Origin of the sequence: Eubacterium ventriosum, from assembly GCF_025150745.1 — a bacterium.
In the GTDB taxonomy this organism is placed as follows: Bacteria; Bacillota; Clostridia; order Lachnospirales; family Lachnospiraceae; genus Eubacterium_G; species Eubacterium_G ventriosum.
Map to the genome: position 1 here is coordinate 823,023 of NZ_CP102282.1, position 16,528 is coordinate 839,550.

Genomic DNA, 16,528 nt, shown 5'->3' on the forward strand with positions numbered 1-16,528 from the left:
ATGTACATGTATTACGGACGTACACGGCTATAAAAATGCAAGGTTAGTGCATTAGGTTATAGCTTGTAGGTCTTTTAGTCTAGTGCATAAAACCAGAATATAAGAGAAGATTTTACATACATTGCATCTTATTAAGTTGGAGAAATCGCACTAGACATTGAATGTTTGGTGCGATTTTTTATGTTTACAAGAGAGAGGTGCAGAAAATGAATGATTTAATTGAACTGAAACTGATAAAAAGAGAGGATGCAGAATGTTTGTATAAACTGCAGATAGAAGCATTTATGCCCTTATATGAAAAATATCAGGATGATGCTACAAGTCCAGCAAAAGAAAGCCTTGAAATAATAGAGAAAAAGATAGTTGAGGACAAATCAGATTTCTATTTTATTTTGTTTAATGGTGAGAAGGCTGGAGCTGTAAGAGTTAAATGGTATAAAGGTGGAAAAGTATATGAGAATGTAAATTGGATAGCTTCTATTTTTATTATTCCACACTTTCAAAATAAGGGAATTGCCAGCAATATTATTAAGCAATTATTTACTATCTATCCAAATGCTATCGAATGGAGGTTAGATACGATTAAGCAGGAAGAGAGGAATTGTTATTTGTATGAAAAATGTGGATTTGTTAAAACAGGAGATGAAACAGTTGCAAATGAAAATATGACATTGATTGATTATGTGAAAAATTGCATTAGGGTGAGGCGATTTAAGGAAGAGGATACCAAAGAGGTCAGAAATCTTATTGTCAGAAATTTCTTAGAGGTTAACAGTAAAGATTATGGCATATCAGCAATGGAGAAACTTGCAAAGGGTTACGATGTGGAAAAGATTTTGAATGTGGCAAGTTATGCGCATATGTATGTCTTTGAATTTGATGGAAAAATAATTGGAACAGGTTCTATCTCAAGTTTTTGGGGAAGTGAAACAGAAAGTATACTTTTGTCCATTTTTGTCCTCCCAGAATTTCATGGAAAGGGTGTTGGAAGAAAAATCATAAATACTTTAGAAACGGATGAATTTTATGTAAGAGCAAGCAGAATAGAGATACCGGCATCCATTACAGCAACTGAGTTTTATAGAAAATTTGGATATGATTATAAGAATGGTATTAAGGAATTGGATGATGAGCATCATTACAGATTGGAAAAATTTAAGGAGACAGAATTGAAATAACAGCAGATAATCAATTATTTTTATTTACTGTACTAGAGTATAGCAGAGGTTCTTCTTAGGAGCAAATAAAAGATTGGTAAATGGAGGGCTTTTATGGAAGGACAGAAGACAGAATTAAAGATGATACGGATGTCGGAGGTTGAGTCACAGGAAGTGAAATGGCTGTGGTATCCGTTTATACCATATGGGAAGCTGGCAATTGTTCAGGGAGATCCGGGCGATGGAAAGACCACATTGGTGTTAAACATAGCAGCAAAGCTGTCAAAGGGAGAAAGTCTCGACAGTGATATGAACGTGCAGGAGCCAGTGAATTTCATTTATCAGACAGCAGAGGATGGACTGGCAGGACTGTCAGATGATATGGAGTTTTACAAGGGCAAGATTAAGGATATGAGTGATAGGACAGGCTGTTGCAGGAAAAGGCTGATGATCTGGAGAGTGTGAAGAGATATGCCGGTGCAGAGCAGATTGATACGATTATTCGTAAGGTAAAGGAACAGGGCGTACAGAGCAGCAGATAAGGCAGTAAGACAGGTCTTATGGGACAAGATAATGGGAAGGATGGATTGATGAGATGAAATATAATCGAATGGATAATATCGTGGAATATGCTTATAACATGGATAACGGCTATGTTGAGGTGTGGTTTACAGATGGAAATATGTTGCGGATAAAGTGTGAAGAAGTGGAGGCTGCTCTGAGGACAACGGAGCAGTCACTGGCGAAGCTGCATAGGTTGTTGGATAACAAGCCAATAGAGTATGTTGCAATGGCTATGGCCGGGGAGATGCAGGCAGGCATATTGTGATATTGAGGATGATATGGTTAAGGGAATGTTTGGGACGATTGTGCAGGGGTATCTGAAGAATGGGTATAACAGGGGTACAGCGGAGATGATGGCTAGGGAGTTTTTTAGGTATGAGAGTTGAAATAGATGTAAATAAAATAACTATAAGAATGTGAAAAAATGTAGTATAATTAATAAAGATATGTGTTGGAGGGAATGATATGCTTTTATATGATTTGATTGAGAAATGTTCTTACAGAGATGAATATCAGAAGGAACATGAACAATGTGAGTATTGCTCATATGGGGACTGTTGTCCACGAGATTGTCAAAGTTGTTTACAGTATGTACATTTTCCTCAAAATGCTCCAGCTCCAAGAAAATATGACTGTATACATATGGCAGATTGCTATTATTGTAAATATGCATATAAATATGCATCTGAAATGGTGTATGGATTAAGCTGCTTTGCTGAAATTCGAGATAAGAAGAAATTGAATATTATGTCAGTTGGATGCGGACCATGTACAGAATTGGCTGCAGTTGATTATCTTAGAAATGAGGGGGTGCTTAATTATGACCAATTGGACTATAGGGGAATTGATCCATTAGGAGATGTATGGAAATGTATTTGGACTGATATTAAAACGTATTTTGGAGATGGAATCCAGTTTTATCCAAATGATATTTTGCAATTAGTAGATATTATAGTCAAACATAGTTGGGTTCCGGATGTACTGATTTTTCAATATGTATTTTCTGATATGTATAAGCATTCAAACGAAGAAGAGATAATTCAATTTATAAATAAATTGGCTGGTTTTTTAAACTTATATGATGAAAAACCAATATATATATTGTGTAATGATATTAATCTTAGCAAATCTATGGGCGGTGGAAGAGAGTTTTTTGATATTTTAGAGTCAAAAGTTGAGAATCCCAAAATAGTGAGAAAAATGCATTTTGATAATATTAATAGAGATAGACACTATGAGTACGGAGACCAATATAATAGTAATGCACTTGTCTTTAATAATATAACAGATGACATAAGAAACGCATATAACCCATTTGAGAGTTGTGCTAGTGCACAAATACTTATAAAGAAGGAAAGAAGTGATTAAATGATATTAAGTGTAAGTAGAAGAACGGATATTCCTAATTATTATTCGGAATGGTTCTATAATAGAATAAAAGAAGGATTTTTATATGTTCGTAATCCTATGAATGCTCATCAGATAAGTGAAATAAAAATCACTCCAGATGTTGTAGATTGCATAGTGTTTTGGACAAAGAACCCTTTGCCAATGATAAAGAGGTTAGACGAGATAAAAGATTATAATTATTATTTTCAATTCACATTAACTGGATATGGAAATGATGTTGAGGTTAATTTGCCAAATAAAAAAACAGAAATGATTCCGATATTTCAAGCGTTGTCTGAAAAAATTGGTAAGCAAAGAGTGATTTGGAGATATGATCCTATATTTTTTTCTGATAGATATACAAAAGAATATCATTTGAAGGCATTTAAAAGTATTGCAGAGGCTTTAAGTGGATACACGGAAAAATGCGTGATTAGTTTTGTTGATGTATATCCAAAAAATAAAAAAAATATGGATGGGTTATCAAGCTATGAATTAAATGATGATGAGCTTAGAGAATTCGCTCAGGAATTAAGCAAGATAGCAACTGATAATAATATTAAGATTGGAAGCTGTGCAGAAAAAATAGATTTGGATGAATGTGGTATAGTTCATAATTGCTGCATAGATAGAGAATTAATTGAAAAAATTATTGGATGTAAACTCAATGTTGGCAAAAACAAAAATCAGCGTATAGAATGCGGATGTGTTGAAAGTGTTGAAATAGGTACGTATAATACATGTAAAAATGGATGTGCATATTGTTATGCAAATTATAGTTCAAAAAGCGTAGAAACAAATGCTGCCAAATACGATCCATTATCTCCACTTCTATGTGGCAAAGTTCAAGAAGATGACAAAATAACGATTAGAAAAGTTGAGTCATTAAAAGAAACACAGCTAAGTATTTTTGATATTTGATGGCATTATTTCGTCATGTATTTCCTGAGTATATTTAGCCCTAAAAATTTTAGATGAGGTAAACAAAAATGAAAAATAAGATGAATATGAAGAATAAAATACACAAAAATGTACCAAGAAACAGCCAGATAAATCTCTCCGCCCAAGAGATTGAATAAGCTACAAGCCATGCAAGGCTGAAAAGGAAGAAACTCCCAGAAATGCATTTATGGATTTCTGGGAGTTTCTTCTTTTTCGGTCTTATACGGCGCCAGCCGTCAGTGAGAAGTAGCAAAGCGGAATCGAGCTGAGCATGGCGTAGAAAAACGGTGGGAACGTTTACGTTTACCATCTGTTGGCTTTTATTATTGCATTGCCTGAACCATTCTGTAACATGGACAAACAGAGGGTATTGAAAGATTTTACTGAGCTGTTTAGAAGAACTTACGGAGTAAACTGCATTGCAGCAATGCATCACAACAAGACAAAAACAAACTTGCACATTCATTTGATACTTTCAGAAAGAGAAGAATTGAAAAATGGCATAAAGAAAATTGCCACAAGAAACATGTTTTATGACGAAACAGGAAAGCATGTAAGGACCAAAAAGGAGATACTGGATGACATGGGAATGTAAGAAAAGACTGTAACATCATAAGAAAAGGTCAGGTTTATGAGTACAACAGATTTTAAGGCAAGGTCATTTCTAAAGGGAGTAAAAACATTGTACACTGAGCACATCAATTCCTTCTTAAATGATAAAGATAAACTGCAGGTGTTTAACAATAAAGATGTTTATCTGCCAACAAAAAAGATTGGAAAGAACAATCCGAAAGCAGAGCAGATAAGAAGAAACAATCAGGTGAGAATGAAGTGGAACAGTACAGTTGATGAAGCACTGTTTTATCAGGTCCCAAGAAAATATATCAGAACCATTAAAGAGGAAAAGATACTTAAGAATGTAAATAAATTTGGAAAGTCGGAAACAAAGACAGTTGGTGGATTAAGGAAAAACAAGTCATCAAGAGAAAGTGTAGGCGTAGGAATATTTTCCAGAGTTTTTGAAAAGGCTGTTGGAATGGCATGTGATTGTTTAAAGGGACTAATTAGGATATTTAGAGATGCAATTGCACCAAAGCCACCACAACCGGTTAAGGAGTATAAGCAGTATGCAAAAATGGTTGATGAATTATTGGAAAATCATAGAGCATTAAACAGAACACAGATGGCAATGAGAGAGACAAAAGACCAAATAGATCGAAAAGAATACGGGATGTTTGGAGGAAAGAAAAAGTTAAAGGATGAAATTGTGCAGTTGGAAAGGCAGGAGAAAACGGCAAGGAGTTTAGAAAACAGATTGTTGAAAAAATTAAATGGTGACAGTGTGGATGAAGTTATAAAGAAATTTAACCGAATGAGAATGGAAATGGATGCATATAAAAACTTTGTTGACAGGGCAGAGGATGCTAAAGAAATGCTGGATGAAAATGTCAGAGAATATATGAAAAATGTGCAGGAAAAGGCATTAGCGGAAGATAAAAGTAAAGATAGACGAGGTGAAGAAAAAATGGAATTTAGAAGATGAAGATGATATAATATGAGGGAATAAAGTTAATTTACAAAGTAACATGCATAATAGGAGAGAAAATGTTTTGTGATTATATAGGGAAATTTTCAAAATGGAATAGTTGGGGGTTATATACAGTATCATTAATTTTTACCATTATTTTTTATAAATATGATATTATATCTGTGTTGATTTTGGCAATTTTTTTCGTTATTTATTTAGTAAGGATTGTTTATGCTGTAATGCATAACAGTAAGATTAATTCTATAATATATGATGGTGATACAGTAGATTATTCAGAAAGCAAAAAGGTGTGTGCAGATAATTGTGCTGATATTGTAGCAATGCTAGTTTACGTGATAATATTTTTGAGCAAAAATCCCCAAATTGCTAAATTATTAACCAGTGATAGTATTGCTCTTGTGCTATTTTACAGTTTAATATATTTTATGTTTGTATATTATTCTATTAAAAATGATTACGTTATTTTAAAGATATGTACGTTATTATGTTCTACAATACAAGGTGTAATGTTTTTATTGGTTATGATTACAATACCACTTCAATCATTAGTTTATAGTATGGAAAATCAAAAATTAATAATTGAAACAATTCCTATAGATAGAGATTCGTTTTGTTCAAGTATTATAATAATAGGGCATATGTTAGAAAAACATCCATTATACACATTTATACCTTTGATTATATCAATTATATTATATACTGTTTATATTTGTATGAGCCCAGGATTTCAATTAGGAAAAATAAAAATTGCAATGCAAATAGTTAATATTTTAATAGCTACGATCAGTATTATAATGTTTTTTGGAGCAGATTATTTGAATGAATACGTAAATCAATTTAAAAAAAGCATTATGTTAGGAAATAATAACAATTATGCTTTTAAGTCATGGGAAATGGAAATATTAAAATATATAAAAAATTTTGAAACAGTAAATATTAAAAATCTAGTATATTTACTTGTTGTACCTTATTCAGGTGGAATATTATATGCTAATTTAATTGTAGAATTAAAGATAAGGTATATAAAGAGAAAAACAAATACAATACTTGAGAATATGCTAGATAATAAAAAAATTGAAAATAAAGAAAGAAAAAGATATTTTTATTATGGTGGAGATAAGGTACATTATAAATTGTGTAGAAAATTTGAGGATGAAAAAGATAAAGTGGATTAAAATAAAAAATGAAGAGTGAAAATGCAAAAAGACAATAAATTATGTGTTCTCATAAATTATTGCCTTTTTTATTGTCATATGATTCCCTTTATGTTAGTATAATAGAAAGTATGTTCGAATGAAGAGAAGAATGATTATAAGTTATAAAAAACTTTGGAAATTGTTAATTGACAAAGATATGATGAAAAAGGAGTTGGCAGAAAAGGCTAACGTAAGTTCAGCTTCCATTGCAAAACTAGGAAGAAATGAAAATGTGAATACAGATATTTTGTTAAGAATATGTACAGCATTGGAATGTGATTTTTCTGATATAATGGAAATTGTTAATGATGATAAATAAAAGAGGTTAGACAATGGATCGTTTAACAAAAGAACAACGTCATAGGAATATGAGTAACATAAAAAACAAAGATACAAGTATTGAGATTAAACTAAGAAAAGCATTATGGGAAAAAGGGTATCGATACAGGAAGAACTATAATAAGCTTCCGGGAAAGCCGGACATTGTTCTCACTAAGTACAAAATTGTAATATTTTGTGACAGTGAATTTTTTCATGGAAAGGATTGGGAGAAACTAAAGTTACAGTTAAAAAAAGGAAAAAATTCAGAATTTTGGATTAGTAAAATATCTAAAAATATAGAAAGAGATGAAAAGATTGAAAAAGAACTGGAATTTATGGGATGGACAGTTATTAGATTTTGGGGAAAAGATATAAATAAAAATGTTGATGAATGCATTAAAGTTATTGAGGAAAAAATATTCGATAATATGACAGCTGATGATTCATTATAGGACAGAGAGGAAATATAAGATGAAATATAGAGCAATAGATTTATTTGCCGGAATTGGTGGAATAAGAAAAGGATTTGATAATGCTTTTGGGAAAAATATAGACACGGTATTTGTGAGTGAATGGGATGAATATGCACAGAAAACATATAGAGCAAATTACAAAGATAAGTTTGAAATAGCAGGAGATATCACGAAGATTGATGAAAAAGATATACCTGAGTTTGATATATGCTTAGCAGGATTTCCGTGTCAGGCATTTTCACTTGCAGGAAAGAGAATGGGATTTGATGATGATTACAAGGGAATGTGCAGAGGTACATTATTTCAGGATGTTGTAAGAATATGCGAATATCACAAACCAAAAGTTATTTTTTGTGAAAACGTAAAAGGTCTTACGATACATGACAGAGGAAGAACTTTTAAAGTTATTAAGAGTGCCTTTGAACAGATAGGATATACGGTATACGATAAGGTTTTAAACAGCAAAGATTTTGGTGTTCCGCAGAATAGGGAAAGAATTTATATAGTTGCATTCAGAAAAGATATTAATTCTGAAAATTTTGAATTTCCGGTAGGAAATAAACCTGATACATGCATACGTGATATTATGGAAGAGCAGGAAGTAAGTGTTAAATATTATCTGTCGACAACATATATAGAAACTTTAAAGAGACACAAGGCAAGACATGCGGCCAAAGGAAACGGATTTGGTTATGAAATAAGAGATTTAGATGGAAAAGCAGGAGCTATTGTTTGTGGTGGTATGGGAAGAGAAAGAAATCTCATCATAGATAATAGACTTACAAATTTTGTACCTGTTACTCATATTAAGGGTGAAGTTAACAGGGAAGGAATTCGTAAAATGACACCTAGAGAATGGGCAAGACTGCAGGGATTCCCGGATGATTTTAAGTTAGAATTGGCGGATACACATTTGTATAAACAGTTTGGTAACAGTGTAACTGTTAATGTCATTGAAGCAATAGCAGATAAAATTAAAGTGATTCTTGATGCAGATGAAAAGGCAAAATCCGTTGTAGAAACTGTAAATATCAGGCAAACAAAGAAAGAACGCGCTGTAGGATAATCAGTAGGGGAGGTACAGTAATATGATAAAAGGCAATAAAGGTGAATGGAGTGAACTATATGTGTTATTGAGACTGTTGGCATATGGCAGGATTTATGCAGCGGATGATCAGGTTAAAAAGATTGAAAATGTATATTTTCCAATTCTTAAAATAATGCGTGAGGAAGTAAAAGGAAAAAAACTTGAATATAGGATAGGAACTAATGAAGACATTGAAATCTATAATAATGATATTAAGATAAAAAGCGTTAGTAGGGAACAGTTAAAAAAAGAGGCGGACTATTTATATAATGAAATAGTAAATATGAAGAGTAGATCATTTGAGATTGAACATACAGAAAAATTTGCAAATGCTATTGAGTGTTATCGTCTTGCAGCACCATCTAGTGACAAAACAGACATTACAATGCAAATACATGACATACATACAGGATTTGAGCCAATATGTGGGTTTAGTATTAAATCGGAATTAGGGAGTGCTCCAACACTTCTAAATGCATCAGGTGCAACGAATTTTGCATTTGAGGTCGAAGGAATTAATGATGAACAGATGGAACAGATAAATGCACTTAATAATCCAAAGAGCAAGATAATGGACAGAATGGAACAGATTTTTTCGCTTGGAATAGTTAAGTATTCAAAACCATTAAATGAAAAATTTGCAAATAATCTAATGCTTATAGACAGCCGTATGGAAGAGATAATTGCACAGGTGCTAATTTGTTATTACCGTGATAACATAAGCGATTGTAAAGATATTATAAATAAGCTCGAAGAGGAAAATCCTCTTAGATTTCCAAACAAGGGGTTTTATGAATTCAAATTCAAGAAGTTTTTATGCTCAGTTGCATTGGGTATGATGCCATCTAAGGAATGGGACGGACACGATGAAGCTAACGGAGGTTACATAATTGTATCTTCAGACGGAGATGTGTTAGCATATCATATATACAACAGAGATTATTTTGAAAAGTATTTATTGGATAATACCAAACTGGAAAGAGGTTCAACAAGTAGACATGGTTTTGCATCCTTGTATAAAGAGGATGGCAAAATATATATGAATCTTAATTTGCAGGTTAGGTTTAAGTAGAAAGTATAGAGGATAAATATAAAATTGTGAAGAATATAATTGTATAGAAAGAAGGGATATTGTATATGGTTGTTTCTGAAGAATTAATTGAAATCATAGATAGTGACATAAAGACATGTGAGTTAGCAATTCAAAGGGGTAATAAAGATGAATTGTGGGAAGTTCATAGTAGATTGGTGAGTAAATATTCTAATATTATTGACGGGTTTGCAAAAAATTTACAGAGTCTTTTTTATGATGAAAGCGGAAATATTAAGAAGCAAAATCTTGAAACCATGAGACAGAAGTTAGTTTTATTTAAAGCTATGGGATATAAAAATATATTTTCTAGTGATGCAAAGGGCACACAGGTTAGTGTTAATAATGTTAATCAAAATACACTATTAAATAATATAAGCTTTGAAGACGCACGTAATAACATAGAAAATATGACGGCCTTAAGAGAAGAAGAAATAAACGACATTTTTGAAAAAATAGATGAGATAGAAAAATTAGTTCTATCAACAGAAAGAAAAACAAAAAAATGGGAAAAGGCAAAGCCGATTATAAAGTGGATTGCTGATAAAGGTGTAGATGCAGGAATGTTAATGTTGCAATTATTACTTAAAATCGGATAGATTATAGGAAATTGAGGAAAAATATATGTTTGCAGGTTTTAATTTAGAAATTAATGAACATTTTTTTTGTTCACAGAAGAAAACATTTTCTGAATATCAAAAAATAGGAAAAGAACATCTTGCTTCGCAAGGCAAAGGTGTGGAAAAAGCGTTAAGTGAATATATCAAGAACAATATTGTGGATGGATCAGAAATACAAAAAGATTGGTTTCCAGAGATTGAAGCAGATATATTTTTATCACATTCAAGTAAGGACACAGAATTAGTGAATGCCATTGCAGGATGGCTTTATGATTCATTTGGTTTAAAGTGTTTTGTTGACTCGAATGTTTGGTGTTATGCTGGTAATATTGCTGATATGCTCAATTCAGACTACAGTAATAAGAGGTCAGATGTTGATGGTGGATATTTATATGATCATAAAAAATGTCTTAAAGTTTCTGAGCATGTTAATACAATGCTGAATGTTGCGCTTCAAAAAATGATTGATAAAAGCGAAAGTGTTTTTTTGATTAATACGGATAAGTCTATTCATATAAATCGTGATTCAAATAGCATTGATTTGACATATTCTCCATGGATATATATGGAATTAGTGTGCAGTGAAATTGTTCGAAAGAAACCATTGTCTTTTTATAGATATGATAAAAAAGTATGTCATGCAATTAGTGAAAAATATCAATTTGATGAAATTAACAATGATTTGACAATATCATATAATGCGCCGACTCAATATTTAATAAAAATAAATCAAGATGTTTTGAAAAAATGGAAAAATCAATTTAATGGGAAACATCCTTTTCCGTTAGATATATTGTATAATGATTATTTTGAATCTGAGGTAGAAAAGAACAAAAAATATTTTAAATATTAATAGGAGTTGTGGAAAAAGATATGTGTAGAGAGGATAATATAATCAAAATTGAAGAAATTCATAAAGAAATTGATTTAATTCAAGCATGTATAACAAGAATGGCTCAAAATTCTTTTAAAATTAAAGGATGGTTTGTGTCAATTTATGCGGTGATTTTAGCGTTGCTTCCTGAAAAAGTAAATGTTTTTTTAGTGTGTATCACATTGATTGCTGTTAATATCATTTTTTGGTATTTGGATGGTTTTTTTCTTAGAACAGAAAAAGTATATAGAAAAATATATGATTGGGTATTAGAAAAAAGACCACAAAATAACAGAGAACTAATGTATCAGTTAAATCCAAGTAAATTTATTGGGAAAATAGAGAAGGTCGAATCTGTATGGCAAGTTATGTGGTCAAGAACATTGCGATGGTTTTATTTAATTCCGCTTGTAATTGTAGTAATTGTATTTGCAATTAAGTGTGGACCAACTTTGTGTAAAATAATACAATTTTGTGCATATAAGTAATATGAAAGAAAGTGGACTATGGGAAAAAAGATATTTGTTTCGTATAAATATAAAGACAATAATGTGAAGGAATTACCTAATGTAACGCAACCAACATGGCCGTGTGATTACGTTGATTATATTAGGAATAATGTTTTAAAAGATGATGATATTTATAAAGGTGAAAATAGTGATGAAGATATTTCTGCATGGAGCGAAGATAAAATTTGGAATCATTTAAAAGGAAAAATCTATGATAGTACAATCACTATTGTTTTGGTGTCACCTAATATGAAAGAAGATTGTAAATGGCAACGATCACAATGGATTCCGTGGGAAATTAGTTATTCGGTTAAAGAAACGACCAGGAATAACCGAATGAGTCATCGGAATGCTCTTCTTGTTGTAGTTTTACCAGATAAATTAGGATCATATAAATATTATGACAAAAAAAACCTTTTTCCAATATTAAAAAGTAATATTGATAATGGGTATGCTTATGTTGTTACATGGGAAGATTTTTTGAAATATGCAAGCACAGATATAAGCATTGCATTTGGCCATAAAGATAGTACACCATCATATGAAATTGTGAAATCTCTTTAATATATTTAAAATTAAAAGTAATGACTATTTTGAAGTAAGATGTAATATATCTGGGATAAAAACAATGAAAGAAAAGAGGATTAACATGAATAAGTAAATATCTTCATTTATTGATAGGTATGTAAAAGAAATCAAAAACAATAGTGCTGCAATGTTTATTGGAGCAGGTTTTTCTAAAAGTGTGGGATATGTTGATTGGAAAAATTTACTTAAAGATGTAGCAGATGATTTGGGGTTGGATATAGATAAGGAGTATGATTTAGTTTCTTTAGCTCAGTATTGTTATAATAAAAATAGAAATAGAAGTATTATTAATGATTTGATTTTGGATGAGTTTAATAAAGAAAAAGGGATTGATGAAAATCATCGTATTATCGCACGTTTACCGATTTTTACATATTGGACAACAAATTATGACTCCTTGATTGAAGACGCATTAGAGGAAGCTCAAAGGATTGTAGATATAAAGTATAATAATAAACAACTTTCTCTTACAAAACAACACAGGGATGCCGTTATATATAAAATGCATGGAGATAAGAACAACCCTGACGAAGCGATATTAATAAAAGATGATTATGAAAAATATTATAGAGAGCATGCACAATTCATTACGGCATTAAGTGGAGATTTGATTTCAAAAACATTTTTATTTATCGGATTTAGTTTTTCAGATCCAAATATTGATTATATATTAAGTCGGGTTAGAATTGATTATGGAGAGCAAAATAATAGACAGCATTATGCAATTATGCGTAAAGTAAATGAAAAAGATTATGATAATCGAGCAGAGTATGAGTATGCACAACGTAAATATGATTTTTTTATTGAAGACCTTAAACGCTATAATATACGTGTTCTCCTTATTGATGAGTATGAAGAAATTACGGATATTTTAAATGAAATAGATAAAAGACTGAATCATAATAATGTTTTTATTTCAGGTAGTGCTCAAGAATATGGCGAGTATACTGAAAAAGAGGCTTTAGAATTTATCGAATCATTAAGTAAAGAATTAATTTTGCAGGATTTTAATATAATTTCGGGTTTTGGTTTAGGTGTGGGTAGTTCTGTTATTATTGGTGCATTACAAGAAATATATATGAAACGAAAAAGTATAAATGAGGATAGATTACTTTTACGCCCGTTTCCACAAGGAATAGAGGACAATAATAGTCGGCAGATTTTATGGAAAAAGTATAGAGAAGATATGATTTCTAGGTCTGGTGTGTCAATCTTCTTATTTGGTAACAAATTAGTCGATGGAGAAATTGTATTGGCTAATGGTGTGGAATCAGAATTCGAGATTGCTTTAGAACGACATTGTTTGATAGTTCCTGTTGGATGTACAGGGTATATGGCGAAAGAAATATGGAAAAAAGTGGATTCAAATATGTCAGACTTTTATACGAATGTTGATGATGTATTGATTGAAGCATTTAAAAAATTAAATTCTAAATCTAGTAAATCAGAACTAATACCTGACATTCTTTCGTTTATTAAATTGTTTGAAAATGGCAAATATAGTCCAAGATAAAATGGGAGGAAAGAAAATATGGCACATAAGACATTTATTTCGTATAAATGGAGTGAAGCACAGGATTTACGAGATGATATTATAACTGCTCTTGGTGAGGATGCTACATACTATAAAGGTGAAACAAGTGAATCACCAGATTTGACGGATACATCGACTGAAAATATTAAAAAGAATTTGAAAGATATGATGTATGATACTTCTGTTACAATTGTGATTTTATCACCCAACATGAAAGAGAGTAAATGGATTGACTGGGAGATTGAATATTGTTTGAAAGATATAACGCGTAAAGATAGAACTTCACATACAAATGGAGTTGTAGCTGTTATTATGAAAGTGGATAATAGTTATGAGTGGTTCAAAAAAAGTGGAACAAATTGTCATGGTTCTTCGACGGTATCATATGAATTAGATAAAGTGTTCGACATTATTTCACAGAATCATTTTAATTCAAATCCGGAACAATGGCATTGTGATAAATGTAAAACATATGATTGGTTAAATGGTTCGTATATTACTTTTGTTGAAGAAGAAACATTTTTGGATGATCCGGAAAAATATATTAATAATGCGTATGATAAAAGTGAGAATGATGCGAGTGGATATGATCTTGTAAAACAAAGATAAATGTGCATCGTTCTTAAAATTAATGTCGCAAAATTTACTTGAACCATTTGTAATTAAGTGTAGATAGCCGTCGGTGAGACGAAGCAAAGAGGAATCGAACTAACCATGGTGAGAAAAAGGAGAGTTAGTTTATGTAAAGGTAAATTCTATTGCAAGAGGGCAGATTGGAATTTAAAAATTTAATTAGGTGAATGACATCATTAAATATAGAGTTTGAGTAATATAATTATTTCATAGATAAGTATTATGACAATAAAATGACAATATTTTTACCAGAAACTATACGCAAAAATACTAAAACAGTACAGAAATGAACTGCTAAATACAATAAATATCCTGCTTTATAAAGGAGTAAATTTTTGCGAGTAGGAGTTTGAATAATTTTCAAAAGCTCGCAAAGCCTAGTAAATGGTGTGCTACCCGTCAAGTAGACATTTTAAATAAAGGGCTTTGAACCACATAATTGTATATAATATTACCGAGGTGATACCAATATGATACCATTTCGGCAAATATAGGAGAATAAGGCTCCAATGTGATTAATTAGTCACATTGGAGTCTTTTTTTCTTTATAGGAAAGACCGTAGTTGGCGTTCTGGTAAATTGAAAACAGCCTGCCGGGAGGCGGGCATAGATTCCACCATATCGAATCATTTTAAAGTGCTTTTCAGGGATGTGTCTGATTAACCGTTTTATGAAATCCATAGTAGGGAGAGTTTCTTCGACATACTTTTCGTCTTCGTGACGATTGTAATGGAAGGTAACGAACACGCCGTCATAGCTGTAGCCACCTTCAAAAATCAGGCAGTGAATGTGAGAATTCCATTTGAGATCCCTGCCAAAAGTATGAAGAACCATGATATAACCGGGAGTGAAGTTTTTGGATTTGTTCATTTTAAAGAACATATGGGAAATAACACTGCAACAGAATGGAAAAAACAATGAAGCAGAGTTCTGTCCTGAAGGGAAAAATCACGGAGATTTTCATCAATCGTGAAGACGCAGTGTCTGTGATGAACGTTAACCAGTTTAAAAGACATAGATGTAGTACGTTCCATGGAATACTTGTTACCGCAAGAGGGACAGAAACGGCTGTGGCAGCGAAAAGGAATGAACTTAAGATTTCCACAGTGTGGGCAGCCGTACATAGCACCACCAAAAGGAGGATCACCACAGTTTATCATCTTTTCGATATTTTCCATCTCAGAAGATCTGTGATGAAGAGTATATTTAATTTCTTCATAATAGTCGGTAAAGATTCTTTGTAAGATATTCATATGTCTATTATGCAGAAAAATGAAGCAAAAGAAAAGCCCACCCCTCAAGATTGAGGGGCGAGGGAGTTGAATAGGCAAAGCATGTTTTTATTAGAGGTAGTACATGACTCAAAATATTTACTTTCTGATAATTATGAAACAATTAAGGCTACAGAAATTTTGGCAAAAGAAGGTTTTGTTGTTATGCCATATATGTATCCTGACTTAAATGCGGCAAGAGAATTAGCAGATGTGGGAGCAGCATGCGTAATGCCATTAGGTGCCCCAATTGGTTCAAACAAAGGATTGGCAACCAAAGATTTTATTCAAATTCTTATAGATGAAATAGATTTACCAATTACTGTTGATGCGGGAATTGGACGTCCATCTCAGGCATGTGAAGCCATGGAAATGGGAACAACAGCAGTAATGGCAAATACAGCAATTGCAACAGCAGGAGATGTTCAGGTGATGGCAGAAGCATTTAAGAAGGCAATTGAAGCGCAAAAACTAGGAGCAACCTATATAAGTGCAGGTCATATATTTGCTACTGACTGCAAAAAAGATTTACCACCAAGAGGATTGGAGTTTTTAAAAGAGGTTTGCAATAGCGTTACAATTCCAGTTTACGCAATTGGAGAAATAAAACTTTCAGATGTACAAATGGATGAAATAATCAAATGCGGTGCCAAAGGCGGTTGTATAATGTCTGGTATGATGAGCCTATAATTCTAAAAAATTAGAACACAAATTTAATCTGGTAAATGCTA

Annotated in this window: 18 protein-coding genes and 2 pseudogenes; 19 read left to right on the plus strand and 1 reads right to left on the minus strand. The window is 31.9% G+C overall.

Going from position 1 to position 16,528, the window contains the following annotated elements:
- The first annotated feature begins 206 nt into the window (after positions 1 to 206).
- The 18 genes from NQ558_RS03775 to NQ558_RS03860 all read left to right on the plus strand — a co-directional run bounded on the left by NQ558_RS03775 (position 207) and on the right by NQ558_RS03860 (position 14,502).
- Positions 207 to 1,178, plus strand: coding sequence for a GNAT family N-acetyltransferase (locus NQ558_RS03775; RefSeq protein ID WP_242652149.1), 972 nt, complete (start codon positions 207 to 209; stop codon positions 1,176 to 1,178).
- A gap of 93 nt (positions 1,179 to 1,271) precedes the next feature.
- A complete protein-coding gene (locus NQ558_RS03780) occupies positions 1,272 to 1,622 on the plus strand; it encodes an AAA family ATPase (protein ID WP_005363413.1) in 351 nt (116 codons plus the stop codon).
- A gap of 130 nt (positions 1,623 to 1,752) precedes the next feature.
- A complete protein-coding gene (locus NQ558_RS03785) occupies positions 1,753 to 1,986 on the plus strand; it encodes a DUF6061 family protein (RefSeq protein WP_005363410.1) in 234 nt (77 codons plus the stop codon).
- A gap of 200 nt (positions 1,987 to 2,186) precedes the next feature.
- The gene (locus tag NQ558_RS03790; protein ID WP_040447226.1) at positions 2,187 to 3,089 is read left to right on the plus strand and encodes a hypothetical protein; all 903 of its coding nucleotides are present in this window, start codon (positions 2,187 to 2,189) and stop codon (positions 3,087 to 3,089) included.
- Complete coding sequence (locus tag NQ558_RS03795; protein ID WP_005363403.1) at positions 3,090 to 4,031, plus strand: DUF1848 domain-containing protein; 942 nt, start codon at positions 3,090 to 3,092, stop codon at positions 4,029 to 4,031.
- 334 nt (positions 4,032 to 4,365) lie between these two features.
- A complete protein-coding gene (locus NQ558_RS03800) occupies positions 4,366 to 4,647 on the plus strand; it encodes a MobA/MobL family protein (protein ID WP_050750987.1) in 282 nt (93 codons plus the stop codon).
- 36 nt (positions 4,648 to 4,683) lie between these two features.
- Positions 4,684 to 5,595: a hypothetical protein gene (locus NQ558_RS03805; RefSeq protein WP_005363400.1), complete on the plus strand. Its 912-nt coding sequence runs from the start codon at positions 4,684 to 4,686 to the stop codon at positions 5,593 to 5,595.
- Positions 5,596 to 5,657: 62 nt separating this feature from the next.
- Complete coding sequence (locus tag NQ558_RS03810; protein ID WP_005363399.1) at positions 5,658 to 6,776, plus strand: hypothetical protein; 1,119 nt, start codon at positions 5,658 to 5,660, stop codon at positions 6,774 to 6,776.
- 130 nt (positions 6,777 to 6,906) lie between these two features.
- Positions 6,907 to 7,116, plus strand: a complete 210-nt coding sequence (locus NQ558_RS03815; RefSeq protein WP_040447223.1) for a helix-turn-helix domain-containing protein — start codon at positions 6,907 to 6,909, stop codon at positions 7,114 to 7,116.
- 13 nt (positions 7,117 to 7,129) lie between these two features.
- Positions 7,130 to 7,570, plus strand: a complete 441-nt coding sequence (locus NQ558_RS03820; RefSeq protein ID WP_005363389.1) for a very short patch repair endonuclease — start codon at positions 7,130 to 7,132, stop codon at positions 7,568 to 7,570.
- A 19-nt stretch (positions 7,571 to 7,589) separates the two neighbouring features.
- Positions 7,590 to 8,657, plus strand: a complete 1,068-nt coding sequence (gene dcm / locus NQ558_RS03825; protein WP_040447222.1) for a DNA cytosine methyltransferase — start codon at positions 7,590 to 7,592, stop codon at positions 8,655 to 8,657.
- 22 nt (positions 8,658 to 8,679) lie between these two features.
- Positions 8,680 to 9,750, plus strand: a complete 1,071-nt coding sequence (locus tag NQ558_RS03830; RefSeq protein ID WP_005363383.1) for an HpaII family restriction endonuclease — start codon at positions 8,680 to 8,682, stop codon at positions 9,748 to 9,750.
- A 65-nt stretch (positions 9,751 to 9,815) separates the two neighbouring features.
- Positions 9,816 to 10,367: a hypothetical protein gene (locus tag NQ558_RS03835; RefSeq protein WP_005363378.1), complete on the plus strand. Its 552-nt coding sequence runs from the start codon at positions 9,816 to 9,818 to the stop codon at positions 10,365 to 10,367.
- A 25-nt stretch (positions 10,368 to 10,392) separates the two neighbouring features.
- Entirely contained in the window at positions 10,393 to 11,241 is an 849-nt protein-coding gene (locus NQ558_RS03840; protein WP_005363375.1) for a hypothetical protein, read from the plus strand.
- An 8-nt stretch (positions 11,242 to 11,249) separates the two neighbouring features.
- A complete protein-coding gene (locus NQ558_RS03845; protein ID WP_156774998.1) occupies positions 11,250 to 11,750 on the plus strand; it encodes a hypothetical protein in 501 nt (166 codons plus the stop codon).
- 18 nt (positions 11,751 to 11,768) lie between these two features.
- A complete protein-coding gene (locus NQ558_RS03850) occupies positions 11,769 to 12,335 on the plus strand; it encodes a TIR domain-containing protein (RefSeq protein WP_005363371.1) in 567 nt (188 codons plus the stop codon).
- Positions 12,336 to 12,486: 151 nt separating this feature from the next.
- Positions 12,487 to 13,872, plus strand: a complete 1,386-nt coding sequence (locus NQ558_RS03855) for an SIR2 family protein (protein WP_005363366.1) — start codon at positions 12,487 to 12,489, stop codon at positions 13,870 to 13,872.
- A gap of 18 nt (positions 13,873 to 13,890) precedes the next feature.
- A complete protein-coding gene (locus tag NQ558_RS03860; RefSeq protein ID WP_005363364.1) occupies positions 13,891 to 14,502 on the plus strand; it encodes a TIR domain-containing protein in 612 nt (203 codons plus the stop codon).
- Between the two features lie 624 nt (positions 14,503 to 15,126).
- On the opposite strand, the pseudogene NQ558_RS13245 reads toward NQ558_RS03860, so the two are convergent.
- Positions 15,127 to 15,779, minus strand: a pseudogene (locus tag NQ558_RS13245) (IS91 family transposase); the annotation flags it as partial.
- A 57-nt stretch (positions 15,780 to 15,836) separates the two neighbouring features.
- On the opposite strand from NQ558_RS13245, the pseudogene NQ558_RS13195 reads away from it, so the two are divergent.
- A pseudogene (locus NQ558_RS13195) lies at positions 15,837 to 16,487 on the plus strand (thiamine phosphate synthase); the annotation flags it as partial.
- Positions 16,488 to 16,528 lie beyond the last annotated feature (41 nt).